Source organism: Sphingobium salicis subsp. salicis, from assembly GCF_049472635.1.
Classification (GTDB): domain Bacteria; phylum Pseudomonadota; class Alphaproteobacteria; order Sphingomonadales; family Sphingomonadaceae; genus Sphingobium; species Sphingobium yanoikuyae_A.
In genome coordinates this window covers 3,120,947-3,135,623 of sequence record NZ_JAYRCS010000001.1, presented here as the reverse complement: position 1 = coordinate 3,135,623, position 14,677 = coordinate 3,120,947, and the positions used below count along the sequence as shown (strand labels likewise).

General features: G+C 63.1%; 13 protein-coding genes and 1 tRNA gene. 10 read left to right on the top strand and 4 right to left on the bottom strand.

Features of this window, described 5'->3' with window-relative positions; genetic code table 11:
• Nucleotides 1-26 precede the first annotated feature (26 nt).
• Complete coding sequence (locus tag VHN57_RS15315; protein ID WP_423284389.1) at nt 27-1,016, bottom strand: LysR substrate-binding domain-containing protein; 990 nt, start codon at nt 1,014-1,016, stop codon at nt 27-29.
• Between the two features lie 127 nt (nt 1,017-1,143).
• Here VHN57_RS15315 and VHN57_RS15310 point away from each other — a divergent pair, with 127 nt between their 5' ends.
• From VHN57_RS15310 to VHN57_RS15270, 9 genes are all read left to right on the top strand, one after another.
• Nucleotides 1,144-1,821: a winged helix-turn-helix domain-containing protein gene (locus VHN57_RS15310; RefSeq protein WP_278988001.1), complete on the top strand. Its 678-nt coding sequence runs from the start codon at nt 1,144-1,146 to the stop codon at nt 1,819-1,821.
• Nucleotides 1,818-2,837, top strand: coding sequence for a sensor histidine kinase (locus VHN57_RS15305; protein ID WP_097384297.1), 1,020 nt, complete (start codon nt 1,818-1,820; stop codon nt 2,835-2,837). Before VHN57_RS15310 ends, VHN57_RS15305 begins: the two co-directional genes overlap by 4 nt.
• A gap of 55 nt (nt 2,838-2,892) precedes the next feature.
• Nucleotides 2,893-3,993, top strand: a complete 1,101-nt coding sequence (locus VHN57_RS15300) for an efflux RND transporter periplasmic adaptor subunit (RefSeq protein ID WP_278988002.1) — start codon at nt 2,893-2,895, stop codon at nt 3,991-3,993.
• A gap of 6 nt (nt 3,994-3,999) precedes the next feature.
• Complete coding sequence (locus tag VHN57_RS15295; RefSeq protein ID WP_423284386.1) at nt 4,000-7,071, top strand: efflux RND transporter permease subunit; 3,072 nt, start codon at nt 4,000-4,002, stop codon at nt 7,069-7,071.
• Nucleotides 7,068-7,367: a DUF3240 family protein gene (locus tag VHN57_RS15290; protein ID WP_278988545.1), complete on the top strand. Its 300-nt coding sequence runs from the start codon at nt 7,068-7,070 to the stop codon at nt 7,365-7,367. Before VHN57_RS15295 ends, VHN57_RS15290 begins: the two co-directional genes overlap by 4 nt.
• Nucleotides 7,364-8,605 (top strand): TolC family protein, encoded by a 1,242-nt coding sequence (locus tag VHN57_RS15285; RefSeq protein ID WP_423284384.1) that lies wholly within the window; start codon nt 7,364-7,366, stop codon nt 8,603-8,605. Before VHN57_RS15290 ends, VHN57_RS15285 begins: the two co-directional genes overlap by 4 nt.
• A 192-nt stretch (nt 8,606-8,797) precedes the next feature.
• A tRNA-Gly gene (locus tag VHN57_RS15280) sits at nt 8,798-8,871 on the top strand.
• Nucleotides 8,872-8,945: 74 nt separating this feature from the next.
• Nucleotides 8,946-10,469: a DUF6538 domain-containing protein gene (locus tag VHN57_RS15275; protein ID WP_423284382.1), complete on the top strand. Its 1,524-nt coding sequence runs from the start codon at nt 8,946-8,948 to the stop codon at nt 10,467-10,469.
• A 466-nt stretch (nt 10,470-10,935) separates the two neighbouring features.
• Complete coding sequence (locus VHN57_RS15270) at nt 10,936-12,321, top strand: hypothetical protein (RefSeq protein ID WP_169859995.1); 1,386 nt, start codon at nt 10,936-10,938, stop codon at nt 12,319-12,321.
• A gap of 69 nt (nt 12,322-12,390) precedes the next feature.
• On the opposite strand, the gene VHN57_RS15265 is transcribed toward VHN57_RS15270, so the two are convergent.
• The 3 genes from VHN57_RS15265 to VHN57_RS15255 form a co-directional block, all read right to left on the bottom strand.
• The gene (locus VHN57_RS15265; protein WP_423284379.1) at nt 12,391-12,927 is read right to left on the bottom strand and encodes a DUF6538 domain-containing protein; all 537 of its coding nucleotides are present in this window, start codon (nt 12,925-12,927) and stop codon (nt 12,391-12,393) included.
• 168 nt (nt 12,928-13,095) lie between these two features.
• Nucleotides 13,096-13,371 carry a hypothetical protein gene (locus VHN57_RS15260; protein WP_137406076.1) on the bottom strand — a complete coding sequence of 92 codons (276 nt, stop codon included), beginning with the start codon at nt 13,369-13,371 and terminating at the stop codon, nt 13,096-13,098.
• Between the two features lie 36 nt (nt 13,372-13,407).
• Nucleotides 13,408-13,965, bottom strand: coding sequence for a recombinase family protein (locus VHN57_RS15255; RefSeq protein WP_137406077.1), 558 nt, complete (start codon nt 13,963-13,965; stop codon nt 13,408-13,410).
• Between the two features lie 225 nt (nt 13,966-14,190).
• Here VHN57_RS15255 and VHN57_RS15250 point away from each other — a divergent pair, with 225 nt between their 5' ends.
• Nucleotides 14,191-14,478 carry a hypothetical protein gene (locus VHN57_RS15250; protein WP_169859998.1) on the top strand — a complete coding sequence of 96 codons (288 nt, stop codon included), beginning with the start codon at nt 14,191-14,193 and terminating at the stop codon, nt 14,476-14,478.
• Nucleotides 14,479-14,677 lie beyond the last annotated feature (199 nt).

Here is a 14,677-nt window from a genome sequence, read left to right as displayed (position 1 = left end):
CGCACAATTCCGCTATCATTTACTGGTCAGAGGAAGAGGAAATCCGCCAGCGCCTGCACGCCGGGGCGCGACAGCGATCGTTCGTTGACGGTCTGGCGCACCTCGATCGCGGGCAATGGCACGTCCAGCGCCAGCCGGCGAATGCCGCTCATCCGCCCCAGGTCGCGCGCCATCGGGCCAAAGGCGGCGAAACATCCAGCGCCTTCGCGCAGGGCGGTGATGATGTCGAACATATTGTCGGTTTCCAGCATCACCGGGCCGAGCCGCGCGTTGCCGCGCGCCAGCGCCGCGTCGATGATCGGGCGCAGCCCGTTGCGCGGATCGACCGCCAGTTGCGGGGTGATGGTCAGGTCGCCGCGCGACACGCTGCCCGCGCGCGCCAGCGGATGGTCGGACCCGGCATAGAGATTGACCTGTTCCGACCAGCCATAGCGCGACGGCAGGCCGGCCGGCTCCTCCAGCGCATAGAAATAGGCGATGTCGGCGCGCAGCGATTCGATCGCCCGCGCCGCCTCGACCGCCGACTGGACGCTCAGGTCCAGGGTGATGGCGATATCGTCATTGGCCGCCTCGAACGCGGTCAGTGCATCCTGGAAATGGCCGAACACCGGCGCCGGCGTCGCCAGGATGATGGCGCGATTGGCGGGCGGCAGCGCGGCCGGCAGCGACGGCAATTGCGCATCCGCATCCAGCAGCAATTCCGGCAGCGCGGGCGGCGGGGCCGGCGATGGATCAGGTTGCGGGGTAGGGGCGGGCGCGGCTTCCTCGGCCCAATCCTCGGGGTCGTCCTGTGCCAGCAGGGTCATCGCCTGCGCCGTGCGTCGTCCCGCGGGGGTCAGCCGCGCCGCGCCGCGAATATCGTCGAACAGGCGATAGCCCAGCCGCATTTCCAGCGACGCCATGTCGCGCTCGATCACGGCGGATGAAACGCCCAGCGTCTGGGCACAGCGCGACAGGCTGCCCGCGGCCACCATCTGCGCGAAAATGTCGAGTTGGCGCAGGGACGGGTTGGTCATGGCCGAGCGATAGAACAAAGACGAGGCCGGGTTAAGAGGCGTTCTCACGCATTTACCATCAATGGGCCGGCGGGGGTGCTGCACAAAGAAGTTGATCGCGATCGTCCGGCCATGGATGTAGCTGCGCATGCGTCTCTTGCTGGTGGAAGATAATGGCCGTCTGGCCGACCTGCTGGTGGCTGGCCTTGGCCGGCGCGGCTTCAGTTGCGATCATGCCGCCAGCCTGGCCATGGCGAGCGAGGCAATCGCCGCGCAGGTCCATGATGTGCTGATCGTCGATCGCGGCCTGCCCGATGGCGACGGCATTGCCTGGCTGCGCGACATCAGGCGGCAGGGGCATATGCAGCCTGCGCTGGTCCTGACGGCGCGCGACGCGCTGGAGGACCGCGTCACAGGCCTCGATGCCGGCGCCGACGATTATGTGGTGAAGCCCGCCGATGTGGACGAGATCGCTGCCCGCATCCGTGCGCTGATGCGTCGTCCGGGGCCGCGTGCCCAGACCGAATTGCGCTTCGGTCCGCTGCTGGTCGATTCGGCGCGGCGCATGACACTGTGCGCCGGGCAGACGATCGATCTGTCCCGCCGCGAGACCGACCTGCTGGAACTGCTGCTGCGCCAGGCCGGCGCCGTGGTCCGGCGCGAGAGCATCGAAAGCGCGCTCTATTCCTTTGCTGAGCCGGTTACCCCCAATGCGGTCGAGGCCACGGTGTCGCGCCTGCGCCGCAAGCTGGAGGAGGCTGGCGCACGCGGCATGCTCCATACCGTGCGCGGCGTCGGCTACATGCTGCGGGAGCCGGCGGCATGAGCCAGCGTCGCTCGATTGCCCGTCGCCTCTTCATAGGCCTGTCGATCGTGGGCTTCATCGGCACCACGCTGCTGCTCGTCTTCATCATCAACGAACATCGGCAAAGCTTCACCGCGCTGGGCGACCCGGCGGCCGCCCGCCATGCCTTTCGCGAATTGTTCGAGCATGTGATCCTGCCGATCCTGGTGCTGATCATCCCGATGGGCATGGCCAGCCTGATCGTGATCCGAAAGGCGCTGGCGCCATTGGGGGAGGCGGTCGCCCAGTTGCAGGTGGCCGAGCGCCACCAGCGCGGCGTGCTGATCGATCATGCCGCCTTCCCGACCGAGGCCGTGCCCTTCGCCCAGGCGGTCAATCGCCTGCTCGGCCAGCTCGACCAGGCAGCGCGTGACCATGAGGCGTTCGCCGCCGATGTCGCGCATGAACTGCGCACGCCGCTCGCCGTGCTGGCGCTGGAACTGGACGGGCTCGACCATCCCGACGCGCCGCGTCTGCGCGCCGAGGTGATCGCGATGCGCCGGCTGATCGACCAGTTGATGCTGCTCGCGCGAGTCGAGGCGCAGAGCGTGGCCCAGTCGATCCGCGACAGCGTCCGGCTGGAGGATGTGAGCGCCGACATCGTCAGCCTGATGGCGCCCGGCGCGATTGCGGCCGACAAGAGCCTGTCGCTGACCCGCGTCGGCGATGTTGCGCCGATCATGGGGCAGCGCGAGACGGTCGCGGCGGCACTGCGCAACCTCGTCGAAAATGCGCTGCGGGTGACGCCGGCGGGTGGCGCCGTCACCGTGATCGCCGGTCCCGGCCCCCGGCTGCGGGTGAAGGACGGCGGCGCTGGGTTGACGCCCGAGCGGCTGGCCGAACTGGTCCAGCGCCATCGCCGCGCGGATCATGCCAGCAGCGAAGGCGCCGGGCTGGGGCTGGCGATCGTCGCCCGCATCATGGCCGCGCATGGCGGCACCCTCTCCAGCGTGGCCGATGCACAGGAACTGGTGCTGGATTTCGCGCCGCCACGTTGATCGTCCGAAAACCCCTCGTCAGGGTCTCGTCAGTTTGATCCCATAGGGCAGGGCCATGGTCCCGCTATTCCGATTCGTGCGCCTGCCCGGCGCCCTCGCTCTCCTGTCGCTCGCCGCCTGTTCGGGGGAGCAGGCCGCGCCCGCCAATGACAGCGCTGCGGCGCAGCCGGCGGACGGATCGATCCCGCTGACGGCGGACAATATCGCCCGACTGGGGCTGAAGTTCGGCGCGGCCGTCGCTGCCACCGAAGCGCCGATCGCCATCGTGCCCGCGCTGATCGCGCCGCCGCCCAATGCCCGTGTCGCCGTCGCCGCCACCTTCCCCGGCGTCGTCACCCGCATCCTGGTGGTCGAGGGCGAGGAAGTGCGGCGCGGCCAGCCGCTGGCGATCGTCTCCAGCCGTGATGTCCTGTCCATGGGCGCGGACCTCAATCGCGCGAGCGCACGGCTGGGCGTGGCGCAGTCGAGCGCCAGCCGCCTGTCGCAACTGGAACGCGAAGGCATCATCGCCGGCGCCCGCGCGGACGAGGCCCGCGCCGTGCTGGGCGAGGCCCGCGCCGATGTGTCGGAAAAGAGCCGCATCCTGACGATGGTGAACGGATCGGGCGCCAGTGGCACCTACACGCTGACCGCACCGATCGCCGGCCGCGTGACCAGCGCCGCGATCCATGCCGGCAGCGTCGTCGACGGCACCACCGCGCCCTATGTGATCGATGCGGCCGGCCAATATGAGGCGCAGGCGCAATTGCCCGAGCGGCTGGCGGGCCAGGTGAAGCCCGGCATGACGGTGGCGCTGGGCGATGATCTGCGCGGCACGGTGACGGCGGTCGGATCGACCATCGATCCGGCCACCCGATCGGTGACATTGAAGGCCAGGCTGCCGGCCGGCCCCGGTGCCATGGCCGGCCGCGCCACCAGCCTGTCGATCTTCGGTCCGGCACCGGCTGGTGCCGCCATGGTGCCCGCCGCCGCCGTCACGACGCTGCCCGGCGGCGACATGCTGTTCGTGCGCACCCGCGCCGGCGTCGTCGCGCGCCCGGTCAGGACCGGCGGCAAGGATGGCGATCATGTCCTGATCCTCTCCGGCGTGAAGCCGGGCGAGCAGGTGGTCGTCGCCGGCACCAGTGCGCTCAAGCCGCTGGCGATGGGCGAGTAAGGCCGGATGCTCAAATCGCTGGCTGCCTGGGCGCTCTCCTATCGCCTGATCGTCATCGCGCTCGCCCTGCTGACCGCCGTGCTGGGTGCCTGGGCCTTCGTCAACCTGCCGGTCGATGCCTATCCCAACATCGCCCAGACCCAGGTGAAGGTGATCCTGAAGGCCCCCGGCATGACGCCGGAGGAGGTGGAAAGCCGCGTGATCACCCCGATCGAGATGGAGATGCTGGGCATTCCGGGGCAGGCGATCCTGCGTTCCTCGGCCAAATATGCGATCGCCGACATCACCATCGATTTCGTCGACGGCACCGACATCTACTGGGCGCGCCAACAGGTCGCCGAACGCCTGTCGGGCGTGATGGGCGACCTGCCACCCGCGGTATCGGGCGGCATGGCACCGATCTCGACGCCCTTGTCCGACATCTTCATGTTCACGATCGAAGGGCCTTTGAGCCTGGAGGAGAAGCGCACCCTTCTCGACTGGACGATCCGGCCGGCACTGCGCACCGTGCCGGGCGTCGCCGACGTCAATGCGCTGGGCGGTTTCGTTCGCACCTTCGAGGTGCGGCCCGATCCGATCGCGCTCGCCAGCGCGGGCCTCGGCATCGCCGATCTTCAGGAAGCGATCGAGCGCGGTAACCGCAATGACGGCGCCGGCCGCCTGGCGCAGGGCGAGGAATCGCTGATCGTCCGGGCGGTCGGTGCGATCCGGTCGGAAGCGGATCTCCAGTCGATGGTGATCGCCACGCGCAATGGCCGCATCGTTCGCATGGGCGATGTCGCGACCGTCGGCACCGGCAGCCTGACCCGCTATGGCGCGGTCACCGCCAACGGCAAGGGGGAGGCAGTGCAGGGGCTGGTGATCGCGCTGCGCGGTGCCGATGCCCGCGCCGTGGTCGATAGCGTCAAGGCGCGCGTCGCCGAACTGGAAAAGACCTTGCCACAGGGCACCACGATCGCCGTCTTCTACGATCGCTCCGATCTGATCGGCCGCGCCGTCGGCACGGTCGAAAAGGCGCTGATCGAGGCGACCATCCTGGTCATCATCCTGCTGATCCTGTTCCTGGGCGACTGGCGCGCGGCAGCGATCGTGGCCGCCACTTTGCCGATGTCGGCGCTCGTCACCTTCCTGATGATGCGCGGCATGGGCCTGTCGGCCAACCTCATGAGCCTGGGCGGCCTGGCCATCGCCATCGGCATGCTGGTCGACGGCGCGGTCGTGGTGGTCGAAAATATCGTCGAACGGCTCAATCATGCGAAGGATGACGGCCCGCCCCGGCTGCACAATGTCTATCGCGCCACCGGCGAAGTCGTGGTGCCGGTGTCAGCCGGCATCGTCATCATCGCGCTCGTCTTCCTGCCCCTGCTCTCGCTCGAAGGGCTGGAGGGCAAGCTGTTCGCCCCGGTCGCGCTCACCATCATCTTCGCGCTGGCGGGATCGCTGCTGATCGCGCTGACCCTGGTCCCGGTGCTCGCCTCGCTCGGCCTCAAGGCCGGCCATCATGGCGAACCCTGGATCATGCGCAAGCTGACGCCGCGCTATCGGGCGCTGCTCGACGGTGCCTTTGGCCGCAAACGGCTGGTCTATGGCCTGGCTGCGCTCGGCCTGGTGCTGGCGGGCCTGGCCTATGGCGCGGTCGGCAAGACTTTCATGCCGTCGATGGATGAAGGCTCGGTGATCGTGCAGACCGCCAAGCTGCCGACCATCAATCTCGACCAGTCTGTGCTGGGCGACACGGCGGTGCAGCGGTCGCTGATGAAGGATGTGCCCGAAATCGCCCAGATCATCGCCCGCGTCGGCACCGACGAGATCGGTCTCGATCCGATGAGCCCGAACGAGACCGACAGTTTCGTGGTGCTGAAACCCCAGCAAGAATGGCGCGGCGACAAGGCATTTGTCGTCGATGAAATCCGCAAGTCGCTCGACAAGCTGCCCGGCATCGAGCCGACCTTCACCCAGCCGATCGAGATGCGCGTCTCGGAAATGCTGACCGGATCGCGCGGCGACCTTGCCGTCAAGATTTTCGGCCCGGACCTCGCCACCCTGTCCGACCTTGCCGGACAGGTGCAGAAGATATTGTCGAAGACGCGCGGCGCTTCGGAGGTGATGACCGTCGCCAACGACCATGTCGACTATCTCCAGCTCGATATCGATCGCGCCGCCGCCGGCCGTTTCGGCATGCCGATCGACCAGATGCAGGACACGCTGCGTGCCCAGATCGAGGGCGTGCATGCCGGCGTCGTCGCCGACGGGCAGAAGCGCGTACCGATCCTGGTCAAGGGCGACGAGACGATCCGCAGCGACGCGACCCGCTTTGCCGACCTGCCGCTGCGTACCCCCGACGGCACCGTCGCGCGGGTCAGCGACATGGCGCGGGTCGAACGCACCGAGGGGCCGGTCAAGCTCGACCATGAAAATGGCTCGCGCTACGCACTGGTCCAGGCGTTCGTCTCGGGCCGCGATCTGGTCGGCTATGTCGATGAGGCGCGCGCCACCGTCGATCGCGAGATCAAGATGCCGGCCGGCTATCGCATGGTCTGGGGCGGCCAGTTCGAAAATCAGCAGCGCGCCTCCGCCCGGCTGATGCTGGTCATCCCGGTCGCGCTGCTGCTGATCCTGCTGGTGCTGCTCATGACCCTGCGCTCGATGCGCGCGTCGCTGCTGATCCTCGCCAACATCCCCTTCGCCATGGTCGGCGGCATCATCTCGCTCTGGGTATCGGGCCAATATCTCTCCGTGCCTGCCTCGGTCGGTTTCATCGCCCTGCTCGGCATCGCGGTGCTGAACGGCCTCGTCCTCGTCGCCTATTTCCGCCAGTTGCGCGAAGAAGGGCAGAGCATGGCCCAGGCCGTGCGACTGGGCGCCGAACGCCGGCTGCGCCCGGTGCTGATGACCGCCAGCATCACGGCCTTCGGCCTTGTCCCGCTGATGTTCGCGACCGGGCCAGGGTCGGAAATCCAGAAGCCGCTCGCCATCGTGGTGATCGGCGGGCTGGTCAGTTCGACCCTGCTCACCCTCATCCTTCTGCCCATCCTGTTCGAGCGCTTCGGTGAAGGCGCCACGGAAGCCCGATCATGACCGACATGTTGCTGACCTTCTATTGCGCCGCGATCGACCGCGACGGCGTGGCCGACGCGCTGCGCGGCCACACCCAGGCGCCGCTCCATCTGCGCGACGAGCAGGTGCTGGGCCGCGATTTCGCCGATGCCGGCGCAGGCGAGCAGGTGCGCGGCACGCTGCGCCGGGCGGCGATCGACCTGATCGTGCCGGCGGACGATGTCGCCCCGCTGGTCGCCGCCGTCACCGATGCGCGGCGGGGCCATCCGGTCCGCTGGCACGCCTGCCCGGTCGCGGCACGGGGGCGCATCGCATGATCCGTGCGCTTCTCCTGTCGGCCACCGCCCTCATTACCACGCCCGCCTGGGCCCAGCGCACCGACCTGCCGCCCGAACCCTTGGTGGTCGAAGCGCTTGATAGCCATCCCGCCGTGGCTGCGGCACAAGCGCGCGTGCGCTCGGCCGAGGCCGGCGCCGCCATGCTCCGCCGGGGTGCCCATGAATTTACTTTCCAGGGCACGGTCTCCCGCCGCTCGGCCGAGGGGGAGGGCGATTATGGCGAATATGACGTCAACCTCACCCGCCCGTTCCGCCTGCCCGGCAAGGCGACATTGGATCGCAAGGCCGGCGAACTGGGCGTCGAGGTGGCGCATAATCTGATGGAGGATGTGCGGCATCAGACCGCGCTCGCCTTTTCCGATCTCTGGCATGACTGGCTGGTCGCCAGTGCCCAGCATCGCACCGACCTCGATTCCGCTGCCAGCCTGACGCAGGACATGGCAGCCGTGCGCCGCCGTGCCCAGTTGCGTGACGCGTCGTTACTGGACGTCGACCAGGCTGAAGCCGCGCTGGCCCAGGCGCAAGCGCAGGCCGCGACCTCCCGCGCGGCGCGGGATGAGGCGCGGGTGAAGCTCGCCGCCGGTTTCCCCGGCCTCGCTCTGCCTGAAGAGGCGCCCTTGCTTGCTGATCCGGCCATGCCCGCCACGGCACTGGAGGATCTGCGCAATCTGGTGATCGAGCGCAGCCATGAAATCCGCGCGTCGGAGCGAGAGGCACAGCGGCTGGCGATGATGGCGCGCCGCGCCGCGGCCGATCGCATTGCCGACCCCTCCCTCGGCGTGCGGGTCTTCAGCGAACGGGGCGGGCTGGAAAAGGGCGTCGGTCTGGTCGGCTCGATTCCGCTGGGCGGTGGCTATCGCCGCGCTGCTCATGACCAGGCGACGGCGGATGCCAGCGCGGCCGAACTGGAACTCGCCCGCGTGCGGCGCGAGAAAGAGGCGACCGCCGCCGCCGATCTCAGCAATGTCCGCGCCCGCGAAGCGGTCTGGCGCAGCATGGAAAGCGCTGCCGCCAGCGCCGCCGCCGCCGCGACCCGGACGAAGCGAGGCTATGAACTGGGCCAGATCGACCTTGCCGATACGCTGCTCGCCCGCCGTCAGGCGAACGAGACCCGGCGCCAGGAAATCGATGCACGCGCCACACTGCTGCGCGCCATCCTGCGCATCCAGATCGACGCGCATGAGGTCTGGACCTCGCAGGAAGGGCATGAGGATTAAGGGAGGCAGCGTAGGGCGCCGATTTGTCACGACCCCTGTAATACTGCCCCCTGTAACATGGCCCCTGTAACAAGGTTGACGGGTGGATCATGCTGCATTATCCGCCCGTCCAGCAGCCTGTCGGAACGCCGACGGCAAGAAGTCGGAATGGCCCTGGAAAAGCCGATAAATTCTGAACTTCCTCAATGGGTTGCGGGTATAGCTCAATGGTAGAGCACTAGCCTTCCAAGCTTGTGATGCGGGTTCGATCCCCGCTACCCGCTCCACGCCTCGTCAAACCCCTGAAAATCAACGGAAACCTGCTCAAAAGCGGGTCACGTCGTGCGTCCGGGACACAAAGGTGGGTCACAATGACCCATCAAAAATTGACCTAACGCCATCAAAACAAACGAAATACTCCCCGCCATCGTGGGTCACAACTGTGGGTCACAAACGATGGCCGCGCGGACTTTCGTTACGAGGATCGACCTTCCAGTTCCGGGTGCGGGTCCCGGCTGATCTTCGAGCAGATTTCGGGTGCAGCCATGTAAAGCGATCGTTGCGCACGGACAGTCCATCACTGGCGATGCGATTGGGGCGGCAGGCGGCTGCGGAAATCGACATTATGTTTGAGGAGCGTCGTCGCGTGGCTGGGCTGGCATTTGAAGAAAGGCTTCTTGCGTCGAATGATAATGTCGGCGTTGCGTCGACGGCCAGACGATCATCCATTGCGATCGTCTGTGATGATCGTGTCCTTTCACCATCGAGAGAAACCGAAAACCGGCCTGATGCGCTGACACTTTCGGCAATCTACCAGCGATATCTTGATGATCCGACCCGTCGGAGGTGCGCGCGAACGATGCTGGCCCATGTAACAACACGCCGGGTCGTCGAGGATATCATCGGCGGTGCGACGCCGATCGCTGACATCACCCGCGAGACATGCCGCGATCTGTTCGAGGTGCTCCGATCGCTGCCGGTCAACTACAACAAGAAATATAGCAATGTTTCCGCACGAGACGCGGCAGCCATGGGAAAATCCGACCAGAAAGTCAGAACCATCAACCCGACCAATCTAAACGCCTACATGGCGCGTTTTGGCAGTCTGCTGAACTGGGCGGTAGCGGAGGAATATATTGGCCGCAATCCGTCGAAAGGCTTGCAGCTTGCCGAAACGGTCCACCCCCTAGATCGGCGGCGTCCATTCTCCATTGAGCAACTTCGAAGGATATTCTCTGCCCCGGTATATTCCGGCTGCAAGGATGAGCAGGCCGGTTATGCTCTGCCCGGTTCGACCGTCGCGACCGGCGCACGATATTGGGTAGCGCTATTGGGTCTGCTATCCGGCGCGAGGTTGAATGAAATATGCCAACTCGATGTAGCTGACATCAGGCTCATAGAAGGTGTGGCGTGTCTGGTGATTTCTGAAGAAAGCGTCACAGGCGGAAGGGACAAATCGTTAAAAAACAAGGCAAGCGCTCGCATCGTGCCGCTGCATCCGATCTTGCTTCAACTCGGCTTTATGGACTTCGTTGATCGAAAGAGGAGAAGCGGAGCATTCAAACTTTTTGATGATCTCCCAGAGGGTGCGAAAGGGTTCCGTTCCGTAGCTTTTTCGAGGTGGTTCGCACGATTCCTTGTCCGTTCGTCTGCAAGCGCGCCGCAGACCTGCTATCATTCATTCCGTCACGGGTTTCGAGATGCGGCCCGGAATGCCCGCATTGATCGGGATATTGTGCTGCGATTGGGAGGCTGGACAACGGGGGGAGGGCAGAGCGAAGCGGCAGATGCGTATGGGGTCGGCTACCACCCTCAGGTTCTATACGATGCGATAGCAAAGATCGAGTATCCGGGTTTGGATTTGACCCATCTTCTCCAACGCTGACCATTGAGGGAGGCCATTCAGAGACTGCTATGCGCCCCAGCTAAGCCGTTCTAAAGTGTCTTGGCTCACCTTAAAACGTTCATTCGGATTAAGGCTGGAACTGGGCCATGGCGGTCGATTGCGATTCTCGGCGAGAGTGGTTGGTTCATAACCGACATCCGCTATTCCCGGAGCCTCGAAGATAGATCGACGAGCGCGCGAGACTGCCGGATTGCTGCATGACAGATTGTCATCACGGCTGTCAGATACCGACCCTACGACATCCGGGACAAACGCTGAATAGCGCATCTCGTGTCGCTGACGTAAATTATCTATCCAGAGTGTTCCAGCGCGGTTACGAACATCGTGACATGTATAAGATGTGGAGCGATTTGCCACCATGCTACCTTTTGCGACCGAGTTTCCCGTTAGACGATCCAATAACAGAGCCGCTTTCCCAGCCGAGGTCTTTGCTTGGCTGAGAGGCATGCGTCAAAGCACTATTCTGGACTCTTCTGCGCACGAACTCGATGGTGAGAACGTTTATCTCATTGCAACAGGCGGTGAGGAACTCCGGATGCGTGGGCTTAGGCATGAGGAAGAATGGGAAGCCATCGGTTTCCGTCATGACCTGCCAGATGGTCAGGGACGGATATGGCGCACCGAGGCGGTTCTCAAAAGGGGAAGCGCGGACGATAGTCAGGACCTTGTCCGGTTTAGAACGCAGTGCATAGCGGGGCGGCCGGGTGCATTTCTTGAAACACCAAAAAAGCCCTTCCTGATTAAGGCTCTCCTAAAAAATGGCTGGGGAGCCGAGGACGGCGAAATCGAGGTTTGCGACGAACCGCTATGGCTCGAAGATGACGATGCCGATCTGAAGTTAGCCAACATCATTCTGGCTGGAAGAGGCAGTAAATCGCTTCCGATTATTTACATTTCGGCAACTGGAGATGGCGAATGGCTCCTGACCGAGGATGCAATTGAAAAACTGGCTTATGATCTGGGGGGGATCGCCCATGTTGTAGTGGAGCCAAACCGGCGCTTCTCCCTCAAATTGCGCGACCAAAGTGAGGGCCGAAATCTCTATGGCGGAACTATCGGAGTAGCATTGCCACTCCACGGCTTTATCCGTCGATTCTTCTTAGGGCGCAATTTTGAGAATGTGGATGAGCTTGTGGACGGCCTTCGGGGCTACGTCTTTAATCTCAGGGTTCATATGCCAACGGCGGGATGGGACTGGACAGATTTTCAGGAGCAGGCTCTGAGGAGCCAGCGAGCAGCCTATCGAGGTTCGCTCTCGCAAGCTGACGCCGACCAATTGCTCGACGATTTCACCAAGCAGCTTGATGATCTTCAGGAAGAGAACCGCCAGCTTAAAGAGCAATTGAGCGCGCAGGCGGCAGTGACTCTTGCGGAAGATGAAAGCTATTTCGCTACAGACGGCATATTTCAAAGCGTGGGCAAAGAAATTTATCCGGGGGAATTGGCAGATCGTATCAGATTTGCTGCCGCAACTGCACTCGATGCGGCCGAACCAAAAGGGATTGATGAGCGGACTATAGCCGTATGGAGAAGGGTCGTTCAGCGTGTCCCTCGCTCACCAGCCCTTGATGACTTGTTGCAGGACCTGTCTCGCGCGACGAAAAATCCAAAGCGCGTTGCGGACGATCTCAGTAGGCTACTTGAACAGCATGGGTATCGTGCAAAATCCGAAAACAAACACGTCAGGCTTGAACCTCAAGCCGGTTTTGTTGGCTTGAAAAATATCACTGTGGCCAAGACGCCGAGCGATATTCGCGGGTTAGTGAATATGCGCAAGCAGATCGAACGTATTCTGGGTATCGGTAATCTTCCGGAAAGCGCAGCGGGCTGAATGATCGGCTAGTTCCGAGAACTCGCATAAGCGTGCTTCGCGGCTGCGATAGACACGATGGAGCCTCTGTCAGGCAAACATAATGTCGATTTCCGCAGCCGCCTGCCGCCCCAATCGCATCGCCAGTGATGGACTGTCCGTGCGCAACGATCGCTTTACATGGCTGCACCCGAAATCTGCTCGAAGATCAGCCGGGACCCGCACCCGGAACTGGAAGGTCGATCCTCGTAACGAAAGTCCGCGCGGCCATCGTTTGTGACCCACAGTTGTGACCCACGATGGCGGGGAGTATTTCGTTTGTTTTGATGGCGTTAGGTCAATTTTTGATGGGTCATTGTGACCCACCTTTGTGTCCCGGACGCACGACGTGACCCGCTTTTGAGCAGGTTTCCGTTGATTTTCAGGGGTTTGACGAGGCGTGGAGCGGGTAGCGGGGGACTGACGGCTCAGTTTTCGTGAACCAGCGTCCTCGCCCATCATTCCCACTTCATCGTCACCGGCTTCGCCCACGATATCCGCGATGATCCCGGTGACGCTCTCTCCCTCATCATGGGCAGAAGCATGGGTGGCCGACGTTGCCTCCGGCTTCTTCGAGCGTTTGGTCATGATGCTGATCTCCATGATGTGCGGTGACGGTCGCCCAGAGCATGGGCGGTGGTGGTCGGTGGATGACGATGTGGCCTGACGATGTCGGGGCTACGATCGGGGAGATGATCCCGGCTCGATGCTGGTGGTGGCCGTCGATATGAAGTGGGGTCCCGAAGGACGCCGATTTCAGTGGCGGGTGACGCCTTCTGGAACTTCATTGTCATCGTCGATGAAGGTTTCCATGCCCTCAGTGGCGACCGTCTGGGTGAAGGCTTCGAAGGCAGCTTCATCTGTGTCGAACAGATCATCCCAGACTGTTGATGTCCCAGCGTCGTTGACCACTTCGAGCGCCCACTTCGGATCATGTTCGAGCCGATAGACGAGAACCCGGACGGTAATACCATCTCGGCTGACGGTGCGGGATAGCGGTGATTCGATGATGATGGGATCGGTATCGGCCATGGTCGGTTCCTGCGATGAAATCAGCGATATGATATGTCAGGCAGCCAGTGCCCGGTATACCGATGCGCGGCCGATTTTCATGGTTTTGGCGATTTGGGTTGCGCCCATACCGGTCGCATGAAGTTCCTTGACCTTCACGGGATCGATCGATGCCGGACGCCCCTTATAGACGTCACCACGGGCTTTGGCGTTTTCGATCCCACGACGTTGGCGGGCGCGAATGAAGTAACGCTCGACCGAACCCATAAGGCCGAACAGGGTCAACATTACTTCAGCCATCATATCGGTCCCGTCGAAGCGAATGGCCGGATCGTGGATACGCAAGATCGCTCCCTTTTCGATTACCCGGCGAGCGACCGCCAGCAGGTCAGAGGTGTCGCGTGCGATTCTGTCAGGATGGAGGCAAAGAAGTTCGTCCTCTCGATCCAGCAGCCGCAATGCCGCTTCCAGTTGATCGCGACCAGTCAGGCTGGCTCCGCTGCCAACATCGGCAAACACGACCACCGCGCCCAGTTCTTCCAACTTCATTTTCTGTGAGGTGATATCCTGCCCGATATCGGTGCTGATCCGCGCGTAACCCAGAACCTTACCCATAACGTCTCCGGTTGTATCATATGGGTCTAGATCATTGCCGCCGATCGTCTCGAAAGCCTGTCCTGCACCCTGTTGAGGCAGCCTGTGCGTCTCATGGTTTGATCCGCTTGAGGTTACCCATGTGACGCAGATTCTCATGAAGCCAGATTGGACTCAACCACTTCATTTACTTCGATATTTTTTCGACCTGAGCTATGATCGAGCATCGCGATGGGAGAAGCAACGATGGACCTCTACGATCTGCGCGTCAGCGACTATGTGATCCGGGATAGTGATCTCGACGGTAGGTGGATCGGCGAGGTGATGCACATTCGGGCGCGGGTGCATTACCGCAATGCTGGCTTCCCGGCGCGCGACTGGATCGATATCGCGACTGCCACTCCTTATCCGCACTGCCTGTTGGATTGGCCCGGTCCCCCGGCGATCCATAAGGCGACCGAGGAGGAAATCGCGAGATATGGGCTGGCGGATCGCTCCCGGATTACCACACCTCGGCTTTTCGATGAGTGGTGATTGGGGCTCATGCCATAGATGTCGACAAAGTTTGACGGATCGTCCCCGCCGAACGCTGCCTGCGATCAACGGTGGGCAGCCATAGTTACTTCATATCGTGGATCGGCATCGTCTATGGAAATCGATCTGGAAATATCGTCGTTGCCGGATCGTCGGCCGAAGACATCGTCACGCAGAAGGTCATCGACGACCATCAAGG